Annotated in this window: 26 protein-coding genes; 10 read left to right on the forward strand and 16 right to left on the reverse strand. The window is 71.8% G+C overall.

Going from position 1 to position 22,043, the window contains the following annotated elements; all coding sequences use genetic code 11:
* Window position 1 precedes the first annotated feature (1 nt).
* The 3 genes from HUT10_RS25220 to HUT10_RS51225 are packed head-to-tail and all read left to right on the forward strand — an operon-like array spanning window position 2 to window position 1,280.
* Window positions 2-472, forward strand: a complete 471-nt coding sequence (locus HUT10_RS25220) for a MarR family transcriptional regulator (protein ID WP_176173470.1) — start codon at window positions 2-4, stop codon at window positions 470-472.
* A gap of 29 nt (window positions 473-501) precedes the next feature.
* Complete coding sequence (locus tag HUT10_RS51220; protein ID WP_254897023.1) at window positions 502-927, forward strand: class I SAM-dependent methyltransferase; 426 nt, start codon at window positions 502-504, stop codon at window positions 925-927.
* Entirely contained in the window at window positions 918-1,280 is a 363-nt protein-coding gene (locus HUT10_RS51225) for a hypothetical protein (protein ID WP_254897024.1), read from the forward strand. The genes HUT10_RS51220 and HUT10_RS51225 overlap by 10 nt, the downstream gene beginning before the upstream one ends.
* 1 nt (window position 1,281) lies before the next feature.
* Here the strand turns inward: HUT10_RS51225 and HUT10_RS25230 are convergent, their stop codons facing one another.
* Entirely contained in the window at window positions 1,282-2,202 is a 921-nt protein-coding gene (locus HUT10_RS25230; RefSeq protein WP_176173471.1) for an ABC transporter substrate-binding protein, read from the reverse strand.
* A 138-nt stretch (window positions 2,203-2,340) separates the two neighbouring features.
* Between HUT10_RS25230 and HUT10_RS25235 the strand changes: the two genes are divergently transcribed.
* Together HUT10_RS25235 and HUT10_RS25240 are read left to right on the forward strand one after the other, a co-directional pair.
* Window positions 2,341-3,033: an ABC transporter permease gene (locus HUT10_RS25235; RefSeq protein WP_176173472.1), complete on the forward strand. Its 693-nt coding sequence runs from the start codon at window positions 2,341-2,343 to the stop codon at window positions 3,031-3,033.
* Window positions 3,030-3,740, forward strand: coding sequence for an ABC transporter permease (locus HUT10_RS25240; RefSeq protein ID WP_176173473.1), 711 nt, complete (start codon window positions 3,030-3,032; stop codon window positions 3,738-3,740). The genes HUT10_RS25235 and HUT10_RS25240 overlap by 4 nt, the downstream gene beginning before the upstream one ends.
* A gap of 58 nt (window positions 3,741-3,798) precedes the next feature.
* Here the strand turns inward: HUT10_RS25240 and HUT10_RS25245 are convergent, their stop codons facing one another.
* The 8 genes from HUT10_RS25245 to HUT10_RS25280 all read right to left on the reverse strand — a co-directional run bounded on the left by HUT10_RS25245 (window position 3,799) and on the right by HUT10_RS25280 (window position 10,201).
* A complete protein-coding gene (locus HUT10_RS25245; RefSeq protein WP_254897025.1) occupies window positions 3,799-4,452 on the reverse strand; it encodes a M15 family metallopeptidase in 654 nt (217 codons plus the stop codon).
* A 143-nt stretch (window positions 4,453-4,595) separates the two neighbouring features.
* Window positions 4,596-5,159, reverse strand: a complete 564-nt coding sequence (locus tag HUT10_RS25250; RefSeq protein ID WP_176173475.1) for a cadmium resistance transporter — start codon at window positions 5,157-5,159, stop codon at window positions 4,596-4,598.
* 554 nt (window positions 5,160-5,713) lie between these two features.
* Complete coding sequence (locus HUT10_RS25255) at window positions 5,714-7,162, reverse strand: aromatic amino acid lyase (protein ID WP_176173476.1); 1,449 nt, start codon at window positions 7,160-7,162, stop codon at window positions 5,714-5,716.
* Complete coding sequence (locus HUT10_RS25260) at window positions 7,159-8,166, reverse strand: ornithine cyclodeaminase family protein (protein ID WP_176173477.1); 1,008 nt, start codon at window positions 8,164-8,166, stop codon at window positions 7,159-7,161. The genes HUT10_RS25255 and HUT10_RS25260 overlap by 4 nt, the downstream gene beginning before the upstream one ends.
* Entirely contained in the window at window positions 8,163-8,705 is a 543-nt protein-coding gene (locus HUT10_RS25265; RefSeq protein ID WP_176173478.1) for a YbaK/EbsC family protein, read from the reverse strand. The genes HUT10_RS25260 and HUT10_RS25265 overlap by 4 nt, the downstream gene beginning before the upstream one ends.
* Before the next feature lie 13 nt (window positions 8,706-8,718).
* Entirely contained in the window at window positions 8,719-9,012 is a 294-nt protein-coding gene (locus HUT10_RS25270) for a DUF2516 family protein (protein ID WP_013222364.1), read from the reverse strand.
* A gap of 83 nt (window positions 9,013-9,095) precedes the next feature.
* Window positions 9,096-9,785 carry a hypothetical protein gene (locus tag HUT10_RS25275; protein ID WP_176173479.1) on the reverse strand — a complete coding sequence of 230 codons (690 nt, stop codon included), beginning with the start codon at window positions 9,783-9,785 and terminating at the stop codon, window positions 9,096-9,098.
* Window positions 9,782-10,201 (reverse strand): helix-turn-helix domain-containing protein, encoded by a 420-nt coding sequence (locus HUT10_RS25280; RefSeq protein WP_176173480.1) that lies wholly within the window; start codon window positions 10,199-10,201, stop codon window positions 9,782-9,784. Before HUT10_RS25280 ends, HUT10_RS25275 begins: the two co-directional genes overlap by 4 nt.
* Before the next feature lie 144 nt (window positions 10,202-10,345).
* On the opposite strand from HUT10_RS25280, the gene HUT10_RS25285 reads away from it, so the two are divergent.
* Complete coding sequence (locus HUT10_RS25285) at window positions 10,346-11,488, forward strand: methyltransferase domain-containing protein (protein ID WP_176173481.1); 1,143 nt, start codon at window positions 10,346-10,348, stop codon at window positions 11,486-11,488.
* On the opposite strand, the gene HUT10_RS25290 is transcribed toward HUT10_RS25285, so the two are convergent.
* From HUT10_RS25290 to HUT10_RS25300, 3 genes are read right to left on the reverse strand one after another with little or no spacing between them, the layout of a single operon-like run.
* Window positions 11,485-12,096: an AAA family ATPase gene (locus HUT10_RS25290; protein ID WP_176173482.1), complete on the reverse strand. Its 612-nt coding sequence runs from the start codon at window positions 12,094-12,096 to the stop codon at window positions 11,485-11,487. The genes HUT10_RS25285 and HUT10_RS25290 overlap by 4 nt on opposite strands.
* A 1-nt stretch (window position 12,097) precedes the next feature.
* Window positions 12,098-12,475: a zf-TFIIB domain-containing protein gene (locus HUT10_RS25295; RefSeq protein ID WP_176173483.1), complete on the reverse strand. Its 378-nt coding sequence runs from the start codon at window positions 12,473-12,475 to the stop codon at window positions 12,098-12,100.
* Window positions 12,476-12,482: 7 nt separating this feature from the next.
* Window positions 12,483-12,851, reverse strand: coding sequence for a VOC family protein (locus HUT10_RS25300; RefSeq protein WP_176173484.1), 369 nt, complete (start codon window positions 12,849-12,851; stop codon window positions 12,483-12,485).
* Between the two features lie 83 nt (window positions 12,852-12,934).
* Between HUT10_RS25300 and HUT10_RS25305 the strand changes: the two genes are divergently transcribed.
* The gene (locus HUT10_RS25305; RefSeq protein ID WP_176173485.1) at window positions 12,935-13,405 is read left to right on the forward strand and encodes a CGNR zinc finger domain-containing protein; all 471 of its coding nucleotides are present in this window, start codon (window positions 12,935-12,937) and stop codon (window positions 13,403-13,405) included.
* Between the two features lie 215 nt (window positions 13,406-13,620).
* On the opposite strand, the gene HUT10_RS25310 is transcribed toward HUT10_RS25305, so the two are convergent.
* Window positions 13,621-14,919, reverse strand: a complete 1,299-nt coding sequence (locus tag HUT10_RS25310) for a DUF445 domain-containing protein (RefSeq protein WP_176173486.1) — start codon at window positions 14,917-14,919, stop codon at window positions 13,621-13,623.
* A gap of 29 nt (window positions 14,920-14,948) precedes the next feature.
* Between HUT10_RS25310 and HUT10_RS25315 the strand changes: the two genes are divergently transcribed.
* Together HUT10_RS25315 and HUT10_RS25320 are read left to right on the forward strand one after the other, a co-directional pair.
* A complete protein-coding gene (locus HUT10_RS25315; RefSeq protein ID WP_176173487.1) occupies window positions 14,949-16,115 on the forward strand; it encodes a pyridoxal phosphate-dependent aminotransferase in 1,167 nt (388 codons plus the stop codon).
* 752 nt (window positions 16,116-16,867) lie between these two features.
* The gene (locus HUT10_RS25320; RefSeq protein WP_254897027.1) at window positions 16,868-18,115 is read left to right on the forward strand and encodes a hypothetical protein; all 1,248 of its coding nucleotides are present in this window, start codon (window positions 16,868-16,870) and stop codon (window positions 18,113-18,115) included.
* Between the two features lie 495 nt (window positions 18,116-18,610).
* On the opposite strand, the gene HUT10_RS25325 is transcribed toward HUT10_RS25320, so the two are convergent.
* On the reverse strand, window positions 18,611-20,059 hold the full coding sequence (locus HUT10_RS25325) for a PLP-dependent aminotransferase family protein (RefSeq protein WP_176173489.1): 1,449 nt from the start codon (window positions 20,057-20,059) through the stop codon (window positions 18,611-18,613).
* A 61-nt stretch (window positions 20,060-20,120) separates the two neighbouring features.
* Between HUT10_RS25325 and HUT10_RS25330 the strand changes: the two genes are divergently transcribed.
* Window positions 20,121-20,741 (forward strand): YitT family protein, encoded by a 621-nt coding sequence (locus HUT10_RS25330; RefSeq protein ID WP_176173490.1) that lies wholly within the window; start codon window positions 20,121-20,123, stop codon window positions 20,739-20,741.
* On the opposite strand, the gene HUT10_RS25335 is transcribed toward HUT10_RS25330, so the two are convergent.
* Together HUT10_RS25335 and HUT10_RS25340 are read right to left on the reverse strand one after the other, a co-directional pair.
* On the reverse strand, window positions 20,738-21,265 hold the full coding sequence (locus HUT10_RS25335; RefSeq protein ID WP_176173491.1) for a Clp protease N-terminal domain-containing protein: 528 nt from the start codon (window positions 21,263-21,265) through the stop codon (window positions 20,738-20,740). The genes HUT10_RS25330 and HUT10_RS25335 overlap by 4 nt on opposite strands.
* Window positions 21,265-21,474, reverse strand: coding sequence for a sigma factor-like helix-turn-helix DNA-binding protein (locus HUT10_RS25340; RefSeq protein WP_004559389.1), 210 nt, complete (start codon window positions 21,472-21,474; stop codon window positions 21,265-21,267). The genes HUT10_RS25335 and HUT10_RS25340 overlap by 1 nt, the downstream gene beginning before the upstream one ends.
* Window positions 21,475-22,043: the final 569 nt, after the last annotated feature.

Raw genomic sequence — 22,043 nt, forward strand, 5'->3', positions numbered from 1 at the left:
TATGGGTTCGGGAGCGCACCGCCGGTCGACCGTGGCGGTGAAGGACGCGCTGCGGGAGCTGCGCAACCAGCTCGCGCTGCTGAACCACCAGGTCAGCACCAAGATCGCGCTCAAGGACGTCGACCTGGACTGCCTGGAGCTGATCGCCCGGCACGGCCCGCTCAGCCCGAGCGCACTCGCCCGCCGGGCCGGGCTGCACCCGGCGACGATGACCGGCATCCTCGACCGGCTGCAGAAGGGCGGCTGGATCGTCCGCGAGCGTGACCCCGAGGCGGCCGACCGGCGCTCGGTGGCCGTGCGGGCGGTCCGCGGCCGCACCGCGGAGCTGTTCCGGCTGTACGCGGGGATGAACACCGCGCTGGACGAGCTCTGCGCCGGCTACAGCGAGGACGAGCTGGCGCTGATCGCCGGGTTCCTGCGCCGCGCGACCTCGGCCGGCCAGACCGCCACCGGGGCGCTGGCCGGAGGCTGAGCAGCGGTTCCTGTGCTGTACTCGGCAGCATGTGGCAGTCAGGCGACGCTTACGAGGCCTACATCGGACGGTGGAGCCGCCGGATCGCGGAGACGTTCGTCCGGCAGCTCGCCGTGCCGTCGAGCCGGCGCTGGCTCGACGTCGGCTGCGGAACGGGCGCGCTGACCTCGGCGGTGCTGGCCGCGGCCGACCCGGTGGAGGTGGTCGGCGCCGACCCGTCCGAGGGCTTCCTGAAGACGGCTCGTGCGAGTGTGACCGATCCGCGGGCGACGTTCACGGTCGCCGACGCGCGCTCGCTGCCGTTCCCGGCCGACCGGTTCGACGTGGCCGTGTCGGGCCTGGTGCTCAACTTCGTCCCCGAGCCGCCCCGCGCGGCGGCGGAGATCGCGCGGGTGACCGCCCTGGCGGGCTGGCCGCGGCCTACTTCTGGGACCTCGCCGAGGGCATGGAGCTGATCCGCCGGTTCTGGGACGCGGCCGCCGAGTTCGACCCCTCGACGGTCGCCGAGCTGGACGAGGGCCGCAAGTTCACGCTGTGCCGCCCGGAGCCGCTGAGCCGGTTGTGGACGGACGCGGGCTTCACGGCGGTGTCCGTCGGCGAGATCACCGTCCCGACGGTGTTCGCGGACTTCGACGACTACTGGCAGCCGTTCCTCGGCGCGCAGGGCCCGGCGCCGACGTACCTGGCCACGCTGCCGGAGGCGCACCGCGACCGGATCCGCGAGTCGCTGCGCGGCAGCCTGCCCACGAGCCCGGACGGCTCGATCCCGCTGACGGCCCGGGCGTGGGTCGTCAGCGGGATCGCCTGAATCAGAGCCCGGCCTGGCCGAGCCAGTCCTTCGCGACGTCGGCCGCCTTCTCGCCGTCGGCGTCGACGCGCTTGTTCAGGTCGCGCATGACGTCCGTCGTCAGCTTCGCGCTCACGGCGTTGACCGCGTTGGCGAAGTCGGCACCGCGCTCGTCGAGGACCTTCTTGTTCACCGCGGGCACGACGTTCTCGGTCGGCACGATGTTCTGGTCGTCCTTGAGCACGGTGTACTTCGGGTCACCGGTCAGCGGGCTGACCGAGTCCACCGGGATGACCGTGACGGCGCCGGACTTGAGCTGCTCGACGCGCGGCCCGGCCTCCTGGATCGTCTGGAAGGTGATGTTGGTCAGCTTGTAGACGTCCGTGAAGCCCTTGAAGCAGGGAAGGCGCTTCTCGCACTCCGGCGGGCCGGCCATGACGACCTTGTCGAGCTTCTTCAGGTCGCTGATGGACGCGATGCCCTTGTCCTTGGCCAGGTCGGACTTGACGATGTAGGTGTTCTTGTCCTCGGCGGCGGCGAAGTTCAGCAGCCCGACGCCGCTGGGCTCGAACAGCTTCGCCAGCTGCTCGTGCTCCTCCTGCGCGGTCTTGCCCGCCTCCTTGCCGAAGCCGGTGGTGATCGCCGCACCCTGGTACTCCGGGATGAACTGCAGCTCACCGGACTTCAGCGACGGGTAGATCAGCTCCCGCGACCCGAGGTTCAGCTTGCGGGTCACCGGGTAGCCCTTGGCCTCCAGCGCCTGGGCGTAGATCTCGGCGAGGATCTGGCTGTCGGTGAAGTTGAAGGACGCGACGACGATCGGCGCGCCACCCTTGCTCTGCGCGGCGGGCTTGTCACCGCTGTCGCTGCCGCCACAGGCGGCCAAACCGAGCGTGGCCGCGACGGCCACCGCCACCACGGACGCGTTCCGGAACCAGCGCACGAATCCCCACTCCCTCGTCACTCGAACAGACGCAAGGACCCTAGTCCCGACCTCCGACAAGAATCCACATCGTGGGAGATTCCACCCGATATTCCCACTCCGCGGAACATTTGGCCCCGATCGGGGTAGGGTCGCCCGGTGCACGTGACCACGGTGACGCCGCTGGCCGCCGACAGCGGGCAGCCGATCTTCCAGTGGAAGTGGGTGGACCGCAACGCCGACGACATCGTCCAGCGCCTCGTCGAGCACATCTCGCTGACGGCCACCGCCCTCGGCATCGGCCTGGTGGTGTCGATCGGGCTGGCGCTGGTGTCGCTGCGCTTCCGCCGCGCGTACGGGTTCATCCTGAGCACGACGGGCGCGTTGTACGTCATCCCCAGCCTGGGCGCGTTCGCCGTGCTGCGGCCGTTCTTCGGCCTGACGTTCACCACGGCGGTGATCCCGCTCGCGACGTACACGCTGTTGATCCTGGTCCGCAACATCGTCACCGGCATCGACCAGGTGCCGTCGGAGGTCCGCGAGGCGGCGACCGGCATGGGCTTCACCCGGCAGCGGACGCTGTGGCAGGTGGAGCTGCCGCTGGCGCTGCCGGTGGTCATCGCGGGCCTGCGCGTCGCCGCGGTGACGACGATCGGCCTGGTCACGGTGACGTCGATGCTCGGCCTGGGCGGCCTCGGCTACTTCATCCGCCACGGCATCCAGAACACCACGCCCAACTCGACGGAGATCATCGTCGGCATAGTGCTGTCGGTGGCACTGGCGGTGGCCGTCGACCTGGTCCTGTGGCTCGGCGAGCGGCTGCTGACGCCCTGGACCCGGAGGGTGCGATGAGCTTCCTCGACCAGCTGAACGCGTGGCTGGCCGCCCCGAACCGCTGGAGCTGGACCGACCGCGCGGGCGTCCCGTACCGGACGCTGGAGCACCTCAGGTTTTCCCTGCTGGCCCTGCTCATCGCGGCGGCACTGACGATCCCGGCGGCCCTGTGGCTGGCCCACTACCGCCGCGGCGCGTTCCTGGCGAGCAGCGCCGTGAACATCGGCCGGGCGATCCCGAGCTTCGGGCTGATCATCCTGTTCTGGTTCCTGGCGAGCCACTGGGAGCTGGACACGACGTTCTGGCCGTTGCTCCTGGCCCTGGTCGCGCTGGCGATGCCACCGTTGTTCACGAACACGTACGCCGGCGTGGTGACGCTGGAGCAGGAGACGATCGACGCGGCCCGCGGAACGGGCTACCGCGAGTGGCAGATCATGGCGCGCCTGGAGCTCCCGTTGGCGTCCCCGGTGATCCTGGCGGGCGCACGGGTGGCGTTCCTCCAGCTGATCGCCACGGTCGCGATCGGAGCGATCGTCAACGACGGAGGCGGCCTCGGCCGCTACATCGTCGACGGCTTCGCGGTCGGAGCCCAGGGCTACGGCGAGATCTTCGCGGGCGGCCTGGCGGCGGTGGTGCTGGCGCTCGTGTGCGACGGCCTGTTCGCCCTGATCACCCGGCTGGCGACGCCCCGCGGCCTGGCGCTGCAGAACGCCCGCCGCGACTAGGTCCGGGACCGCGCGGCGGCGGTCCCGGACGTCCATCCCCAGTGCTTTCCGGCTCGGGTCAGGGCTTCTCGAAGTGCTGGTAGTCGATCGGGGTGTCCCAGGAGCCGCCCCAGGTCCAGCCGCGGCTGGTGAACGCCCGCTCGGTGACGTCCCCGGCGTGGACCATGCCGGGCAGGGTCTGCGTCCGGTCGACGTAGGGCGCGCCGTTGGGCGGGTAGACCGCGCCGCTGCCGGAGACGTAGGGGTTCTGCACGGTGTTGATGTCGATGGCCCGCCCGTAGGAGTGGTTGGACCAGGCGGTGCCCCCGGTGATCGCCCGGCAGTTGAACGCGGAGGTGTTGTTGGCCGCCATGGACGCGTCGTCGTCGGAGTCGTACTTCTCGACGGTGTCCATCCGCTCGATGGGGAACCGCCCGAAGTAGAGGTCGCCGAAGACCCGGGCCACCTCGAGCGCCCGGTCGGCGTGGACGACCAGCTCGCCCCGGTGTACGGCACCGTCGAAGCCCAGGAAGCTCAGGTTGACCAGCCGCAGCTGGTCCGGCCCGACCGGGCACCCCGGGTGCCAGCTGTTCCCCAGCCGCTCCGCGGAAACCGGCCTGATCACCGCGACGTAGACCGGAAGCCCGCTCCCGGCGGGCGCCGCGAGCTCGACGGTCTGCGGCCCGGTGGCGGCCGGCGCCTGCGTGGCCCCGGCCAGGAGCACCGACAGCACGAACGTGATGATGGCAAGAACTCTGGTTCTCGGATTCATGATCACCACACGCCCGGCCCCGCCGACCGGCTGCGCCGACGTCGGATAGCCCACAGGGACTCAACCTTCCGGCCCCCGTGAACGTGGTCCGGCCCGGCAAGCCGTCAGAACGCCCCGGTCAGGATCAGCACGCCGAGCGCGACCAGCACCACCGGCAGCACCACGTGGCCCCACCGGCCGAGCACCCGCGCGACGGCCGGCCGGGTCGCCAGGAACCGGCCCACGGCGCACCAGGCCGCCACGCCCGCCAGGAACACCACGACGTAGCCGGCCAAGCCGGCGGGCCCGCTCGCGGCGAACGCCGGGACGTACACGCCGACGTTGTCACCACCGTTCGCGAAGCACACCATGGCGATCCCGGCCACGCCGGCCACCGGCGGTGGCTCGTCGTCGTCCTGGCGCCAGGCCTGCCAAGCCGCCCGGATCCCGAGCAGGATCGGCAGCACGCCCAGCCAGCGGACGGCCCCGTCCGGAAGCAGCCCGGCACCGAGCGCACCGGCCACCGACACGGCCAAGATCCCCGCGAAGCCCAGGAACTGCCCCGCAACGACCTTGAGCGCCCCGCGACGGCCGGCTGCCTGGCCGAAGAACACCGCCAGCAGCACGAGGTCGTCGACGTTCGTCACGGCGAACATCGCGGCCGCGCGGCCCAGCAGTCCGGCGTCCACACCCACCTCCACGGGAAACCGCCAGCGCTCGGCAGCACGGACATTCTGCCCATGCCCACCATCGTGCGCCGCGGCCACGCCGGTCCGGCGGACCCGCTCGGCGGCGAGTCCAGTCCACGTCGGGGCTCTCGCGTGGCAGCAGTTCCAGCACGCCGGCCACGACGCCTTGTGGCCGACGATGCTGCAGGAGGGCGAAGTCCCGGCCGGGTTCGCTACCCGGTGAACTCGCGCTGCCAGCGGATCCCACGTGTCCCGGACTCGCGTCCGAGATCCTGTCGTATATGTCTCCCCTCTCTCGTTCCCGACGAGCGCACTCCCGTCGGCGAGCCGAGTCCCGTCGGAACCTTGCCGGAGTTCCGTGGACGCGGCCCCGGCGTGCGCTCACCGACGAACGTAGCGCCCCACCCCTGCGAAATGTCCGATTCGGCACCGCCCGACGGCTGGTTGTCCACAGCCGGACACACATGTGGATAACATGTGCGGTTTCGTTGCTGCAGCGCCGAAATCGTCGGTGCAGCGCGATAGTGTCGAGACGGGGGGCGCCCCCGCGGGCCTCAGCCGAAAGTCGCCGGATCGGCGAAGTCAGCCGACCGGCAAGCAGCGACCAGACGCTCGACTTCCGGCCCCAAAGACCGGTCTTCGTCCACCGGCGGCACCACCGACCGCACCCACCGGTAACCCGCGCGAAGACCCGCCACCCCCGAACCGCCGGCGAGATACCGCGCCTGGGAAGCCGTGATCAGCTCACAGGCCGTGATCGCGAACAGATGCCCGGCCGCCGCGCGCAGTTGCTCCCCGGCCGCGGACGCAAACGCTTGCACATCCTCCTGACCAGCCGAGGTGTCAAGAGACCCCAACGTCGCCGGGGTCGCCAACCGGCGCAGTGCGTGCAGCTCGCCGACCGCGCGCTTGTGCAGCGGGACCAAGCCCGCCCGCGGCCCGGGGTCGGCCGTGAGCTGTGGCGGCAGCCCGCTGAACCGCTCGTCCAGCAACCGGTGCGTCCGCTGCACCGAGACCTCGCCGAGGTGCACCAGCGCGGCCGTCACCGCGTCCATCCGCAGCCCCAGGTCCACCGCGTGGTACCCGGTCCCCGGCACGAAAGCCCCGTCGACGAACGACGGCGAATCGCCCGGCATCGTCTCCCAGCGCCGCCGCGTCTCGTGCAGTTCGCCGTTGACGCGCGACGCGTGCGCCAGCGCCCGTGGCGCGACCCGGACCGAAAGCGGGGCCTGCACCACGCCGGACCGCACCGGGCCGGTGCCCACCAGCCCGGTCAGCTCGTCCAGCACCGCCCGCAGGTGGTCGTCGCCACCCGCCATCACCGGGGAAAACACCGCGCGCGGGGCGCCGAGGACGTCAATCGCCATCGCCGCGGTGAGCGTCTGCAAGGCGATGAGCCGCCGGGCTTCGGCCCAGCCCCGCCCTGCGTGCATCACGGCCAGCGGCGAGCCCTGGATCAGCGAAGCGCCTTCCTTCGGCCCCAGCACGTACGGCTCCGCACCACGCGCGGCAAGCGCCGAGGCGGCCGGCACCTCCACGCCGTCCTCCAGGACCGTGCCCAGCCCGAGGAACGTCTGGAACGCGTGCGCGAGCGCGATGATTTCGCCCGAACTGCCGAGCCCCGAACGCGGGACGGCGGGCGTGAACCCGTCGTTCAAGCGGTCCACCAGGAACTGCACCAGCTCGGCGCTCACCCCGGCCCACGGCCGCAGGAAGTCGCGCAGCCGGACGACGAGCAGCGCGCGGACGTCTTCGGGCGGCAGCCACGGCGGGCCGCCGACGGCGCGGCCGACCAGCAGGTTCCGCTGGTGCTCGGCCTGCTGGTCCGCGTCGAGCGCGACCCCCGCGAGACGGCCCATCCCCGTCGTCACCCCGTAGACCGGCTCGCCCGGCCGCGCCAAGGCTGTCAAGACCTCGTTCCGGCGCCGCCGCAACGCCGCTACCAGCGGTTTGTCCAGAACCAACCGTTCACTGTCGGCGAACTCGCTGTCGGAGACGATCATCGGTAGGGCAGCATGGTGCCAACGCCGGAAGCCTCGGCACGGGCGAGGATCATGTTCGCCACCGCAACGTCCGTTGTGGACAGACCGCGGTGCCAGAACAGGATCCGTTCGGCGTCGTGCTCGCGGCCGGGCTTCTTGCCCGCCACGACGTCGCCGATCTCGGCGTGGACTCTGTCCTCGGTGAGGAGGCCGGCGTTGAGCTGTGGGCGCAGGGCGCCGAACCGCGGGTTGCCGGACCGCGATTCGCGCCAGTCGTCGACGACGACCTTGTCGATGTCGTCGAGCAGCGTGAGCTCGAGCGCGCTGATCGTGCCGTAGGGCACCAGGAAGGTGCCCGGCCGGAGGAACTCGCGGCGCACCAGCGCCTCGGGTTCGACCAGCCGGGAGGCCTCGACCTGGATGTCCGCGCCGTCCAGGGTCTCCTCGGCCGTGGCGCAGACGCGGACGTCCTTGCCGAGCCGCTCGGACAGCCGGCGGCCGAAGTCCTCGCGTGACTCCGGGCGCTTGCTGGTCACGCGGATCTCGGCGAAGTCGAACAAGGAGTCCAGCAGCACGACGTTCCACCAGGCGGTACCGCGGGCGCCGATGTGCCCGAGCACCCGTGAGTCCGGGCGGGCCAGGTACTTCGCGCCGACGGCGGTCATCGCGCCGGTGCGGGCCTCAGTGATCATCGTGCCGTCGACGATCGCCCGCGGCATGCCGGTGTCCGGGTCGAGCAGCAGGATCAACGCCATCTCCGAAGGGAGGCCCCGTTCGAAGTTCCCCACGAAGTCACCGACGACCTTCACACCGCTGACCTGCTTCGCGGAGAGGTGACCGCGAAGGATGTTGAAGTGGCCCTTGCCGCCGTTGTCCGGCACGAGGTGCGTGCGCGGCTCGAAGACGACCTGGCCGCGGCCGTGGTCGGCGAGCACGTCCTCGACCGCGCCCACGATGTCGGCGTCCGTGACACCGAGCGCGTCGATGTCGGCGCCGGTCAGGTAACGGAGCCAGACGGACGTCACCGGGCGAGGTCCTCGATGACCTCCGCGCCGGGCAGGGCGGCCAGCGCGGCGCCGGAGATCAGCAGCTTGCTGCCGCGGATCCCGCTGCCGATGACGAGCTCGGGCGCGTCCGCGACGCGCTTGTCGAGCAGGATGGGCCATTCGGCGGGCAGGCCGACCGGCGTGATGCCGCCGTACTCCATCCCGGTCAGCGAGACGGCTTCGTCCATCGGCGCGAACGACGCCTTGCGGACGTCGAGGCGGCGCTTGATGACGCCGTTGACGTCGGCGCGGGTGGTCGCGAGCACGAGCGCGGCCGCGAAGCGGACTTCGCCCGCGCGCTTGCCGGCGACGACGACGCAGTTCGCGGACGCCTCGAGCGGCGAGCCGTAGGCCTCGCAGAAGGCGGCGGTGTCGGCGAGCGAGGGGTCGATCTCCGCGACGCCGACGGCGTCCGGTTCGGCGAGCGCGGCCAGGGCCTTGGCCACGGGCTCGGCGAGCAGGTCAGTACGCGTGGGGGCGGGAACGACGGTGAGGCTCCCGGCGATGGTCCAGATCACCCCGCCAGAGTAACTACCAGCTGGAGCCGCCGCGCTGGACCTCGATCAGCTTCGGGCGCACGTCCACGATGTAGACCAGGGCCGCGGCCATGGCGGGCACGTAGAAGATCATCCCGGGGCCCATCACCGGGAACAGCACCATGGCGAGGGTCGCGCCGCCGGTGATCAGCATCCAGATCGGCTTGGTCTTGCGGTCGGCCGCCGAATACGCGTCGGCGCGCTGGAGCAGCGCGTGCACGAAGGCGAAGAGCCCGACCAGCGCGCTGCCCCAGTGGATGACGTTGAGGATCCAGATGGCGACTAGCACAGCGACAGCTTACGGCAAACCACCCGAACAACCCCGGCCCCGCCATCGGGGTCCGATGACGGGGCCGGGTGTTCACGGCGTCTTCACTTGTCGGTCTTCGGCGCGGCCGGCTTCTTGGCGGCGGCGGTCGACGTGGTCGACGTGGTCGTGCGGCGGGCCGGGGCAGCCGTCTTCGGGGCCGTCTTGTTCGCGACCTTGCGGCTGACCGAGCGGGTCTCGTGGGCGACGTCGTCACCCAGCTCCTCGACGGCGTCGGCCGCTTCGCCGGCGACCGCGGTCACCTTGCGGGCGGCCTTCTCGCCGGCCGAGCGGGTGCGCTTGGTCACCTTGGCCAGCACGCCGTCGACGCGCTCGCGGACCTCGGTGGTCACGCCCTCGACCTGGCCCTGCGCGGTGGTCAGGGCCTCCTCGAGCTGCTCGATGGCCTTCTTGACCTGCGGCTGCGCGGCGATCTTGTCCCACGCCTGCTCGCCCGACTCGGCCAGCTTGTTGTACAGCTTGAGCGCGGCCTCGGTGTACTCGTCGATGACCTTGCGCAGCTCCGCCGGGTCCAGCTTCTCGCGGAGGGTCTCGACGTCGGTCGGCAGCTCCTGCAGGTTCTTGCGGGCCACCTCGCCGCTCTTGGTCACGTTCTCCTTGGCCTTCGCCACGGCGTCGGTGACGGCGTGGGTGGCCAGGTTGCCGGCACCGAGGGCGGCGAGCAGCGGCGTGCGGACCTGGTCGAGGGCGGTGGTGACGGCCTTCTTGACGTCTTCGGTCTTGGGGGTGGTCATGCTGACTCCTTGGTGTTCGCGGCTGGTGTGGTGTCTGGGGTTTCCGGGGCGGGAGTGGCGGCCGGCCGTGCCGCGGCGTTCTCCCGGCGGAAGGACTCGTAGACGTCGAGCAGGACCTGCTTCTGCCGTTCGGTCAGCTCGGCGTCGGCGCGGATCGCGTCGCCCACCGGCCCGCCCGTCGGCAGGTCGAGGATCCCGGCCTGCACGTACAGCGCTTCCGCCGAAATGCGCAGGCCCTTGGCGATCTGCTGCAGGATTTCCGCGCTGGGCTTGCGGACCCCGCGCTCGATCTGGCTCAGGTAGGGGTTGGACACGCCGGCGAGCTTCGACAGCTGGCGCAACGAGATCTTCGCGGTGTTGCGCTGCTGGCGGATGTACTCGCCGATGTCGGAAGCGATGTCCGCGACCTTTTCCATGGGACTGCCGGATCCTGACGTCCCACCGGTCTCTGCCATCCGGTCACCTCCTCGCGACACCTTCGACGGTACGCGCGAGTGCTAGCTATTGCAAGCACCCTGCTTGCAACCATCGGGTGTGACGCGCACCGCTACCGTGGTCCCATGACGCGCTCGGCCCGGCTGCGGCGACGCCTCGTCGAGCACCTCCGCGACGAGGACGTCCTGCACGCGCCCGAGTGGGTCGCCGCCTTCCGCACCGTCCCCCGCCACGTCTTCCTGCCGCGGTTCTTCGCACCGGCCGGCGGGCTGTGGGCGGCCGTCGACCGCGGCGACCCGGGCTGGCTGGAAACGGTCTACTCGCGGGACGTGCTGGTGACTCAGCTCGACGACGACCCACAGCGCTGGGAGCTCGCCCGGCGCACCGGCCCGGTGGCGGGCACGCCGACGAGCTCGTCGAGCATGCCCTCGATCATGGCGATCATGCTCGAGGAGCTGCGGGTGCGCGACGGGCAGTGCGTGCTCGAGATCGGCACCGGCACCGGGTACAACGCCGCCCTGCTGAGCCACCGCTGCGGGTCCGGCCAGGTGTCCACAGTGGACATCGACCCGGTGCTCGTCGCGGCGGCGCGCGAACGGCTGGCCGCGGCCGGGTACCACCCGGCGTGCGCGGTGGGCGACGGCGCGCTCGGCTTCCCGGCCGGCACGCTCTTCGACCGGGTGCTCTGCACCGCCGCGGTGTCGGAGATCCCGCTCCCCTGGCTGGCGCAGACGAAGCCGGGCGGGCTGATCGTGACGACGCTGAACCGCCCGATCGGCGCCGGACTGGTCCGGCTGGTCGCCGGCGAGGACGGCACCGCGCAGGGCCGCGTCCTCGCGCGCGACGGCCGCTTCATGCCGCTGCGCGCGCACCGGCTGCCGGAGACGGGCCCGCTGCCGATGCCCTCACGCGGTGACTGGGAGCAGACGCGGCTGCCGATGTCGACGGTGCTCCAGCCGCGTCAGCAGTTCGAATTCTTCGCGGGCTTGGCGCTGCCCGGCGTCCGCCCGGTGCGCGAAGGCGACGAAACGCCGGGTGTCGCACTGGTCCACCCGGACGGCTCGTGGGTCCGCCACCGCAAGCGCGGCGGCGCGGACGAGGTCGCCCAGGGCGGCCCGCGGGCGCTGTGGGAGCTGGCCGAGGCCGCCTACGTCGAGTGGTGCGAGCTGGGCAAGCCGGACCGCGACCGGTTCGGCGTGACGGTGACCGGCGACCGCCAGGAGTTCTGGCTCGACACCCCTGACGGCCGCACCTGGCCGTTGCCTTAGGGCAGCCGCGCGCGGATCCACTTCTCCACGTGGTCGGCCGTCGCCTCGCGGGAGACGTCCGTGGTGTCGAAGACCTCGACGCCGAGTTCGGGCGCCGACTTCTGCAGCCAGTCGTTGAACTCCAGCATCTCGTCGATGCGCTCCTCGTCCCACTCCCGCCAGGCCGGCCGCGCACGCAGCCGGGCGCGCAGCGACGACGGCGACCCCACCAGCGCCAGGTAGTGGATGTCGCTGAAGAACGCGCGCTCCGGCAGCGGCTCGAACTCCGGCGGGGCCACGGTTCCGCACAGCACGACCGGGCGGCCGTTCTGGTGCAGCATCGCCGCCATCCGCAGCCAGACCGAGCGGAACCCCAGCACGTCGTCGCGCAGGGCGCCGATCCAGAGGATGTCCTGGTCCAGCACCACGACCTCGCCGGCGAACCGGTCGGCCAGCAGCGGCCCCATCGTCGACTTCCCGGCGCCGCTCGGCCCGGTCAGCGCGAACAGCGGCAGCTTCTCGAACGCCCACTCGTGCCCGCACTTCGCGCACGAGACGACGGCGCCGGTGACGACCGGGCGATCTGCCCGGTCCCCGCACGCCGGGCAGATCAGCAGGTCGAGCCCCATCTCAGTCGAACAGGTTCTCGAGGAAGCTGCGCTTGCGGTGCCCGTGGCCGTACGGCCGCGGCGAGTCCGAGTAGCCGCGGTGCGGGCGCGGCGAGTCCGCGTAACCACCGCGGTACGCCTTCGGCGAGTCCGGGTAGCCGCCGCGGTAGGGCCGCGGCGAGTCGGGACGGCCGTACTGCGCCGTCGGCCCGGGCTGGTACGGCGGCGGCTGCTGGTGGCCGTAGAACGAGCTCTCCGCACCGACGATCGCCTCGAGCTCACCGCGGTCCAGGAAGATCCCGCGGCAGCCGTCGCACTGGTCGATGTGGATGCCGTTCTTGTCGACGGTCCGCATCTGGTTCTGACACTTCGGACAAATCACACCGACGAGCCTACGCAAAAACGGGTCAGCAGGCGCAGAGGCAGAACGGGTGGCCGACCGGGTCGGCGTAGACGCGGAACGTCTCCGGCTTGTCGTCGAGCAGCTTCGCCCCCAGCCCGAGCACGCGCTCGTGCGCCGCCTCCAGGTCGGTGACGTTCAGGTCCAGGTGCAGCTGCTGGGGGTTCTCCGCGGACGGCCAGGACGGCGGCCGGTAGTCGGGCACCCGCTGGAACGCGATGCCCGCGCCGCCCTCGGGGTTGGCCAGCGTGGCCCAGCGCCCATCCGCGACCACCTCCGGCTCGCCCCACTCGAGGACGTCCCGGTAGAACCCGGCCAGCGCAACCGGGTCGGGGCAGTCGAGGGCCACCACACCCAGGGTCGGTACCGCACTCATCGTCGCTCCCTCCGATCTTGAGTAACCAGTAAAGCGATTATGTGGGTTAGCCCACGCGAAGGCAACCGCCGTACACTCGGTAAGTGCACACCGACGCCTCCCTCGTGGTGGAGTTCCTCAACACGGTCAACGTCGAAGAGGGCACCGACCTGCTCGAAGACGCCGGGCGGTGGCGCGAGTGGGCGACCGCGCACGCACTGGCGGCCAATCCGGCGGCCGAGGCCCGCGCGGCGCGTGACGCTCTCCGCGCGGCGATCGGCGACCCGCGTCTGACCGGCGGCAGCGCCGACATCGGCACCCGGATCACCCTCACCGAGGCCGGCCCGGTGCTGGTCGCGGAGGACGTGGTCGGAGCGGTGTTCGCGGCCTGCGCCCGCTTGGTCGTCCGCGGCGACTGGATCCGGCTGAAGATCTGCCCGGCCGACACCTGCCTGTGGGCGTTCTACGACGAGTCGCGCAACCGCTCGCGGACGTGGTGCTCGATGCGCGTCTGCGGCAACCGGGAGAAGGCGCGGGGCTGGCGCGCCCGCGCCGCGGAAGCGGCGACGGGCTGACGGCGGCCTCTCGACCGAGCGGCGGACACTCGAACGGTTGTGGACAACTTGGGGACGAAGCACCACATATCCGTGCCCCGGACCGCCCCGCCCCCACACGTTGTGGACAGCCGTTAGGCCATCACCGTGAAAAGCTGTGGATAACCCCGGGGATAACTCAGCTTCCTGTGGACAACTCGGTTGAAGGTCCTCTGGGTGTGGTATAGACCCGGCCGTCAGAACAGCAGCTCCGCGACCGCGTAGATGACCAGACCGGCCAGCGCGCCGACGACCGTGCCGTTGATCCGGATGAACTGCAGGTCGCGGCCCACCTGGAGCTCGATCTTCCGGGACGTCTCCTCCGCGTCCCACCGCTCGACCGTGTCCGTGATGATCGTGGTGATCTCGCGCGAGTAGTTCTTCACCAGGTACGCCGCCGCGCCCTCGACCCAGCCGTCGGCCTTCGCCCGCAGCTGGTCGTCGGACACCAGGCGGGACCCGAGCGACGTCAGCCCGAGCCGGACGCGCCGGCGCAGCTCGCTCGACGGATCCTCGGCCGCGGTCAGCAGCATCTCCTTCGCCGTGCTCCACGCCGAGCCGATCAGGCGCTGGACCTCCTCGTGGTGCACGATCTGGCCCTTCACCTGCTCGGCCCGCGCCATCACGTCCGGGTCGGTCTGCAGGTCCTGGGCGAACTCGCCGAGGAACTTGTCGAGCGCGAGCCGCATCGGGTGGTTGACGTCGGTCTTCACCGCCCACGCGAACGACAGCACCTCGCCGTAGACCTTGTCGGCGAGCATCTCGTCGACGAACTTCGGCGACCAGCTCGGCGCCCGGTCCGACACCACGCGCAGCATCGTCGTGTGGTTGTCGCGGACCCACTCGTAGGCGCGGTCGCACATCAGGTCCACCAGCTTGTGGTGCGCGCCGTCGGCGAACACGCCCTGGAGGATCTTGCCCAGCGGCGGGCCCCACGGCTTGTCGATGATCCGCCGCGCGACCGCCTGCTCCATGATCGCCTGGACGTCCTCGTCGCGGAGCACCTTCACGGCCGCCCGGACCATGGTGGCCAGCTCGGACGTCACGCGCTCGGCGTTCTCCTCCTGCGCCAGCCACCCGCCGAGGCGCCGCGCGAGCTCGACGCGCTTGAGCTTGTCGCGCACGACCTCCTCGGACAGGAAGTTCGACCCGACGAAGTCGCCGAGGCTGTTGCCCAGTGCGTCCTTCTTGTTCGGGATGATCGCCGTGTGCGGGATCTTCAGCCCGAGCGGGTGCCGGAACAGCGCCGTGACGGCGAACCAGTCGGCCAGCGCGCCGACCATGCCCGCCTCGGCCGCCGCCCGCACGTACCCCACCCAGCCCGGCCAGCCGCTCGCCTGCGCCCAGCTGGTCAGCAGGAACACGAGCGTGGCACCGAGCAGGAACGACAGCGCGACCAGCTTCATCTTGCGCAGCGCGCGCCGCTTTTCCTCTTCGCCTGCCGCGCCGCCCGGTGGGTCGGCGGGCGTCACCTTCGCGGGGGTCAGTTGCTCCACATCACCATTGTCCGTGAGGATGCTTGATCGTGCGCGAACCTGCTCTCGTCCCCCGCCTCCGGCCGTTCACCTCGACCATCTTCGCCGAGATGACCGCGCTGGCCGTCCAGCACGACGCCGTCAACCTCGGCCAGGGCTTCCCGGACACCGACGGCCCGGCCGGCATGCTCGACGCGGCGAAGAACGCGCTGTTCGGCGGGGCCAACCAGTACCCGCCGGGCCCCGGGCGGCCCGAGCTGCGGGCCGCGATCGCGCGGCACCGGCAGCGCTACGGCACCGAGTACGACCCGGACACGGAGATCCTCGTCACCGCGGGCGCGACCGAAGCCATCACCGCGGCGCTGATCGCGCTGACCGAGCCCGGCGACGAGGTCATCGTCATCGAGCCGTACTACGACTCCTACGCCGCCGCGGTCGCGATGGCGGGCGCCGAGCGCCGGATCGTCGGCCTGGTCGAGGGCCCGGACGGCCGGTTCGGCCTCGACGTCGACGGCCTGCGCGCCGCCGTCACGCCGCGGACCAGGGCGATCCTGGTGAACTCGCCGCACAACCCGACCGGCACGGTGTTCACCCGCGCCGAGCTCGAAGCGCTCGCCGCGCTGTGCGTCGAGCACGACCTCATCGCGATCTGCGACGAGGTCTACGAGCACCTCGTCTTCGACGACGCCGAACACATCCCCCTGGTCACGCTGCCCGGCATGCGGCCGCGGACGGTGAGCATCTCCAGCGCCGGCAAGACGTTCAACTGCACCGGCTGGAAGATCGGCTGGGTCTGCTCGACGCCCGAACTGGTCGCGGCGGTGAAGGCGGCGAAGCAGTTCATCACCTTCGTCTCGGGCGGGCCGCTGCAGCCGGCCGTCGCGCACGCGCTCGACCACGAGCTGCCCTGGGTCGACGGCCTGCGCGCGTCACTGCAGGAGAAGCGGGACCGGCTGTCGGCCGGGCTCGCGGACGCCGGGTTCGCCGTGCGGCGGACGGCGGGCACCTACTTCGTCTGCGTCGACGTGCGGCCGCTGGGCTTCACCGACGCCGCCGAACTGGCCTGGGAACTGCCGGGCCGGGTCGGGGTGGCCGCAGTGCCGGTGAAGGTCTTCACCGATCACCCGGACGAGTGGAAACACCTGCTGCGTTTCGCGTTCTGCAAGCGCAACGAGGTCATCGACGAGGCCATCACCCGATTGCGCAAACTGGTCTGATCACTGCGATCCGCTTGCGTAGACGCCGTCCGCGGCCGTTCCGGGGCGGCACCGGGAGCGGACACCGGTGAGGCCGGGGCGGCGACGGGCGGCCGGCCCGGGCCGCGCGTCCACCACATGCCACTCGAGGCCGTCACTCTCCGCAATGACACGAGCCGCTCCATGCGCCTGCTGAGCCAGGCCGGGGGACGTCGCCGGCGCCCGGCTCGTCCTGCCGCGCCTCCGCCACTCCGGACACCCCGCGGGCCATCAGGCCGACGGACGCGCGGTCACGGACCGCAGCCGGATTCCGCACCGGTCCGGGCTGCATGATTTCGGTTTCAGGGCAAGCGAAGCCGCGCCGGGAACCCGTTCGGCCCAGTGGTCTCCCGGATTCCGGACGCGATTCCGGTCACTTGGCCGAAGGGGCGGTACGCGCACCCAGCGGAGCCGTCTCGACACAAAGCGCTTCCCCGCGCGCGGAAACATCAGGTCAACCCCGAAGTGTGCAAATTGCAGAACTCGTCCGAATGGCCGTAAGAGAGCACCCGAACGGCACTGAGAGTGATCAACTTGTCGGCTGCAGTTACCTTGCCCGGTAGGGCCGCTCGGCCTTACGGGCTGGATCGAACGCGGGAGAGATGAAAGACTCCCGAGCGGTGCTAGAAAGAGTGCAGCCCCGGGGGAACTGCGACCTGGCCGGAGAAAGACCCCAGCAAGAACAGGCTTGAGCGGAAACGCTGAAGCCGCAGGCGCGGACGGTGGTGGTGGCGGTGAGCAGCACGGCGATTGCGCGCCGCGACGCTCCCGCGCGGCCTGCGCTCACTCCGGGTGATCCCGCTGCCTCGCACGCGCGCGTGCGCGCGCCGCGCCCGTGGACGGCGTCGCTGCAGCGCCCCGCTGCCAAGATCCTGGTCGCCGGGGGCCTGACCCTCGCGGGCTGGCTGGTCGGCGCCGCGCTGTCCGGCAGCACCGCGTCGGCGGCCGACCGCCCGGTGTGCGCCGAGGCGCCGGTCGTTTCCACTGTGGACCAAACCGCGAGCCGAACCCCGGTGGACCAGGCCACGAAGCCGCTCTGGCACGCCAGGCACCGCAACGGCCACCACGAGAGCGCCTGCTCGGTGCAGCCGAAGGCGGACACCACCGAGGCGCCGGCGGACGAACCGAACACCACGTCCGAGGCCACAAAGGACACCCCGGCCACCGACAGCGCGCCCGCCACGAAGGCGACCTCCTCGGAAAGCACGGCCACCGAGACGCCGAAGGCGAGCAGCAACCTGCTCGGCGGCCTCGTCGGCGGCACGCTGAAGGCGGTCGGCGGAACGACCACAAAGGACACCACCGCGGCACCGGCCAAGGCCACCCCGTCCGGCGGCGGCCTGGTCGGCGGGCTCGTCGGCGGCGTCCTGAACGTCGTGGGCGGGACGCTCACCACCGTCACGGACACCCTCGGCACGGTCACGGACACGCTCTCCCACACCGTGCTCGCCCCGCTCACCCAGCCGCCCGCGAACAACCCGAACGCGCCGGTCCTGCTGCCCCTCGACCAGATCCTGGACCCGGTGTTCGGCAGCGGCTCGAACTCCGGCGGCGCGACCGCGGTCGTCCCCGGCGTGACGGCCGTCGTCACCCCGGCCCCGGCCGCGGTCGCCGAAAGCGTCCCGACCGCCGTCACCACGACCGCCGACCAGCAGCAGACCGTCCGGTTCGCGGCCGGTCGCCTGCTCACCCGGCACGCCGAGGCGCAGCCGGCGGGCCACGAGCAGCCGCGTGACTCCGGCATCCACGTCACCGGCGGCGGCGACTCGTCGCCCGGCCTGCCCGGCAGCACCCCCGCCCCGAGCGCGCCTGCCCCCACCGCGGCCCCGGGCCACGACGGTCCCGGCGGCGCCCGCCACACGTTCGCCGTCCACACCGACGACGTCACCACCACGCAGCTCAAGCTGATCGGCACCAGCCGCGACCACGAGGTCGACGGCGCGGGCAGGGAAGCCGCCCTGCCCACCACCTCCCCCGACTGACCCCGACCCGGGCAGCCGGGGACAAGTGCGCCCGAATTCAGGTCGTCAAGGTGCGCCCGCACGCCGTTGAGGCGTGGCGTTTCCCCTGGTCCAGCCCGTAATCCGTGGCTCTTTCACGTCTCGTGACGCGCTCGCGCGTCCGACGTACCTCCAGGGGCGAAAACCATGCGAACCCACCAGCTTTCCGACCGGCCGACCGCGCCCGGCCGGGTCGGATCCCGGTCCCGGCGCCGCGCTGCCCCCGCGGCGCCGGGACCCACACCGGGTGCGCTCCGGGAGCCCTTGCTCACCGCGCCGAGCGAGGACTCGCAGTACCGCGAGCGCACCTGAGCCGCCGGCTTCCCGGCACGTCGAGGGGCTGTGCCGGGAAGCCGCGGCACCCGCGAACGGGGTCACGTCCGTGAGCGGGAGTGTGGAACGACGAACCGGTGCGCTGGATGCACATGAACGCCGCCCATCCCTGGGAGCAGGCTCGCATCCAGCGCACCGGTTCGTTCATGCAATGGGCGCGTCGAGCGAAGCCGGCGTGCCGCGCACCGAGGCTTCGGCCGCGCTCAGCCGCCGGACGGCCTCGTCGATCCGGTCCGGCGGCAGCGAAAACGGCAGCCGGATCCAGCGCTCCAGCCCGCCGTGGACGCCGAAGCGCGAGCCCGGCGCCACCTGGACGCCGTGGCTGGCCGCCGCCACCGCGAGGCGCGAGCTCACCGGCTCCGGCATCCGGCACCACAGCGACAGGCCGCCGTCCGGCAGCGTGAACATCCAGTCCGGCAGGTACCGGTGCACCGCGCCGGCCAGCGCATCGCGGTAGCCGTGCAGCTCCTCGCGGCGGCGGTCCAGCAGGCTCTCGTCGGCCATCAGCTCGGTGAGCACGAGCTGCTCGAATACCGGTGACCCGAGGTCGACCGCGTAGCGCGCGGAAACCAGGCGGCCGAGCAGGTCCTCCGACGCGCGGATCCAGCCGAGCCGCAGTCCGCCCCAGTGCGTCTTCGACGCCGAGCCGACGCAGATGGCCAGGTCGCCGGCGAACGCGGCCAGCGGCGGCGGCCCGTGCCGGGGGTCGCCGGTCAGGTCCAGCTCGACGAGCGTCTCGTCCACCACGACCGGCGTCCGGGCACGGGCCAGCACGGTCCCGAGCCGGACGCGGCCGTCGGTGTCCAGGCGCAGGCCGGTCGGGTTCTGGAAGTCGACGACCAGGTAGGCGAACCGCGGCGACGCCTGGCGCAGGGCCGCGTCGACCCCGGCGATGTCCCAGCCGCGATCGCCACTCGGGTCCAGTGCCACCGGCACCGGGATCGCGTGCGCAGCCCGGATCGCCTCCAGGGCGTTCGGGTACGTCGGCTGCTCGACCAGCACGCGGTCGCCCGGCCCGGCGAGCATCCGCAGGACCAGCACGAACGCGTGGTGCGCGCCGTTGGTGACCATGACCTGCGCCGGCGTCGTCGGCAGCCCGCGTTCGGTGTAGCGGGCCGCGATCCGCTCGCGCAGGGCGAGCAGGCCGCGCTCCTGGTAGCCGTGGTCGCCCAGGTGGCCGGCGAGCCGGAGGCGGGCGGCGTCGACCGCCGCGGCCGTGCCCGGGATCGCGGGCGAGGACGCGTGGGTGAGGTCGATCGAGCCGTCGTGCACCGGCGCGAGCGGGCCGCGGCGCCGCCGCCCGGGCGCGGCGATCCACGAACCCGCACCGCGGCGGCTGGCGACGAACCCGTTCTCCCGCAGCCGGTCCAGTGCCGCGCCGATCAGCGTCCGGCTGGCGCCGAGGGCGTCGGCCAGCTCGCGCTCGGCGGGCAGCCGGGTGCCGAGCGGCAGCTGGCCGTCCAGCACCTGCAGCTCGATCGCCGCGGCCAGGTCAGCGGCTCCCTGCCGGGAGCCACCTTGCCGCCACGAGCCCAGCATGACGGCCAATCGCGGCCCTGATATCCGTCCACCGATCGGGAGCCCGGGTTCCATAAGACCAATATCCCGGAATTGGCTATGGTTTACCAGACCACTTCCCGGCGATAGTGGAGACGTGGCTCAAACCGACCTCCGGCCCGTCCGGATCACCCGCGACCCCGTCCGCCGCAGCACCCAGCTCCTGGCCGGGCTGACGCTCTACGGCGCCAGCGTCGCCCTCGTCACCCGCGCCGGCCTCGGCCTCGAGCCGTGGAGCGTGCTGGCCGAGGGCGTCATGAAGCGCACCGGCCTGACGTTCGGCACGGTCACCGGCCTGATCTCGGTGGCCGTGCTCCTGCTGTGGATCCCGCTGCGCCAGCGGCCCGGGATCGGCACCATCGCGAACGTCGTGGTCATCTCGGTCGTGGTCGACGTCGTCCGCGCGTTCCTCCCCGACCAGCACGACCTCGCGTGGCAGATCGCGCTGCTGGTCGGCGGGGTCGCGCTGAACGGCGTGGCGACCGCCACCTACGTCGGCGCCCGCCTCGGCCCCGGCCCGCGCGACGGCCTGATGACCGGATTGGCCGGGCGCACCGGCTGGTCGGTCCGGCTGGTGCGCACCGGCATCGAGATCACCGTGGTGGCGGCCGGCTTCCTGCTCGGCGGGACCGTCGGCGTCGGCACCGTGCTCTACGCCCTCGCCATCGGCCCGCTCACCCAGGCGCTGCTGCCGCTGACCACCTGGCGCGATCGCTAACCGGCCTTGCGCTGTTGGACGGCCCGGCGCAGCGTCAGGTAGTCGGCCCCGCGCCGGGCGAGCACGTCGTCGGTGCCGCGCTGCTGCGCCAGGGCCAGCAGGATGTGTTCCTGGCCGAGGTGCTTGTCACCCAGCCGGACGGCTTCCTTGAGGCTCAGTTCCAAGGTCTTCTTCGACTGTGCGGTGAAGGGGATGTGGCCGCGCTTGGCCGGGCCGAGCCGTCCGGCGAGTGCGCCCTCGCCGTGCGTCTGCTCGATGCGTTCGACGATCTGCTCGACATCGATGCCGAACTCGGTGAGCGCCTCGGCATCGGCATCGCTCACCCCGCCGCGACGCCGGGTGCGGGCGAGCTCGGCCGCGATGTCATCGGTGGCAACGCCCAGTTCGGTGAGCACCGCGACATCGCTCTTCACCAGCCCGGCGAGCAGGTGAGCGGGCCCGATCTCGGGCGACCCGGATTCCCGCGCCACGATCTGCGCCTCGACGACCGCCATCCGCGCCTCGGCGGTGAACCGTTCGAACATCAGTGCCTCCCGTACTTCTTGTGCACGGCCTGCCGGCTGACCCCCAGCTCGGCGGCGATCTCCTGCCACGACCAGCCGTGCACCCGCGCACTGCGGACCTGCACGGCCTCCAGTTGTTCCAGCAGCCGCCTGAGCGCGGCGACCGCGCGCAGCCCCACGCGGGGGTCGCGGTCACCTGCCCGGGCGGCCAGATCCGTCGCTTCCGTCATGGTTGTCAACCTACGTTGACATTCGGTCGGTGTCAACTCGGGTTGACATGTCGTGGTCGGCGCCGGCTTTTGGGGCTGGCTTCCGGGGCTGATTTCCGGCTGGGCCGAGGCTGCCGGGACCAGCTGTCCACATCTCGGCCAGGCTGTGGACAAACAGCGCTGAGCTGCGGTTTTCACGCCTTTTCGTCGGAGGCGCTCGATAGACTGGACCCGGGGATGGCCCCCTTAGGGAGGGCGGGCGCGTGAGGGCGGGCGCGCGAGGGCGGGCGGGCGCGAGGGCGGGTTCCGGCGAAGGTGTCCACGCGGGCTCGGCGGCCGCACGGCGCCTCGCGCGGCGGCAGCCGCGATGTCATCAACGCCCCGTCAGGGCATCCAGCAACCGCCGGACCAATGCGACCGCAAGGCCGAAGCAGAACCGGCACTCCACCCAGGCCTCCCCGCCCACCCCGATCCGAAGCCAGAACACGGACGGCAGTACCGGGTCAAGGCATCTTTCCCGCCTTGACGCGGTACTGCCGTCCGTAGTCACAATCGGGCTTCGGGGTGGCGGGCAAAGCCCGGACACTCGG

The sequence above is a fragment of the Amycolatopsis sp. Hca4 genome, assembly GCF_013364075.1.
In the GTDB taxonomy this organism is placed as follows: Bacteria; Actinomycetota; Actinomycetes; order Mycobacteriales; family Pseudonocardiaceae; genus Amycolatopsis.

What these genes read in the sequence shown, in the direction of transcription:
- HUT10_RS25240 (WP_176173473.1), top strand. Translation starts at nt 3,030, where the DNA reads ATGAGCTTCCTCGACCAGCTGAACGCGTGGCTGGCCGCCCCGAACCGC.
- HUT10_RS25300 (WP_176173484.1), bottom strand. Translation starts at nt 12,851, where the DNA reads ATGAGTGCGGTACCGACCCTGGGTGTGGTGGCCCTCGACTGCCCCGAC.
- HUT10_RS25340 (WP_004559389.1), bottom strand. Translation starts at nt 21,474, where the DNA reads ATGACGGAAGCGACGGATCTGGCCGCCCGGGCAGGTGACCGCGACCCC.
- HUT10_RS25290 (WP_176173482.1), bottom strand. Translation starts at nt 12,096, where the DNA reads ATGGGGCTCGACCTGCTGATCTGCCCGGCGTGCGGGGACCGGGCAGAT.
- HUT10_RS25275 (WP_176173479.1), bottom strand. Translation starts at nt 9,785, where the DNA reads ATGACCACCCCCAAGACCGAAGACGTCAAGAAGGCCGTCACCACCGCC.
- HUT10_RS25255 (WP_176173476.1), bottom strand. Translation starts at nt 7,162, where the DNA reads ATGATCGTCTCCGACAGCGAGTTCGCCGACAGTGAACGGTTGGTTCTG.
- HUT10_RS25220 (WP_176173470.1), top strand. Translation starts at nt 2, where the DNA reads ATGGGTTCGGGAGCGCACCGCCGGTCGACCGTGGCGGTGAAGGACGCG.
- HUT10_RS51220 (WP_254897023.1), top strand. Translation starts at nt 502, where the DNA reads ATGTGGCAGTCAGGCGACGCTTACGAGGCCTACATCGGACGGTGGAGC.
- HUT10_RS25285 (WP_176173481.1), top strand. Translation starts at nt 10,346, where the DNA reads ATGACGCGCTCGGCCCGGCTGCGGCGACGCCTCGTCGAGCACCTCCGC.
- HUT10_RS25335 (WP_176173491.1), bottom strand. Translation starts at nt 21,265, where the DNA reads ATGTTCGAACGGTTCACCGCCGAGGCGCGGATGGCGGTCGTCGAGGCG.
- HUT10_RS25280 (WP_176173480.1), bottom strand. Translation starts at nt 10,201, where the DNA reads ATGGAAAAGGTCGCGGACATCGCTTCCGACATCGGCGAGTACATCCGC.
- HUT10_RS25325 (WP_176173489.1), bottom strand. Translation starts at nt 20,059, where the DNA reads ATGGAACCCGGGCTCCCGATCGGTGGACGGATATCAGGGCCGCGATTG.
- HUT10_RS51225 (WP_254897024.1), top strand. Translation starts at nt 918, where the DNA reads ATGGAGCTGATCCGCCGGTTCTGGGACGCGGCCGCCGAGTTCGACCCC.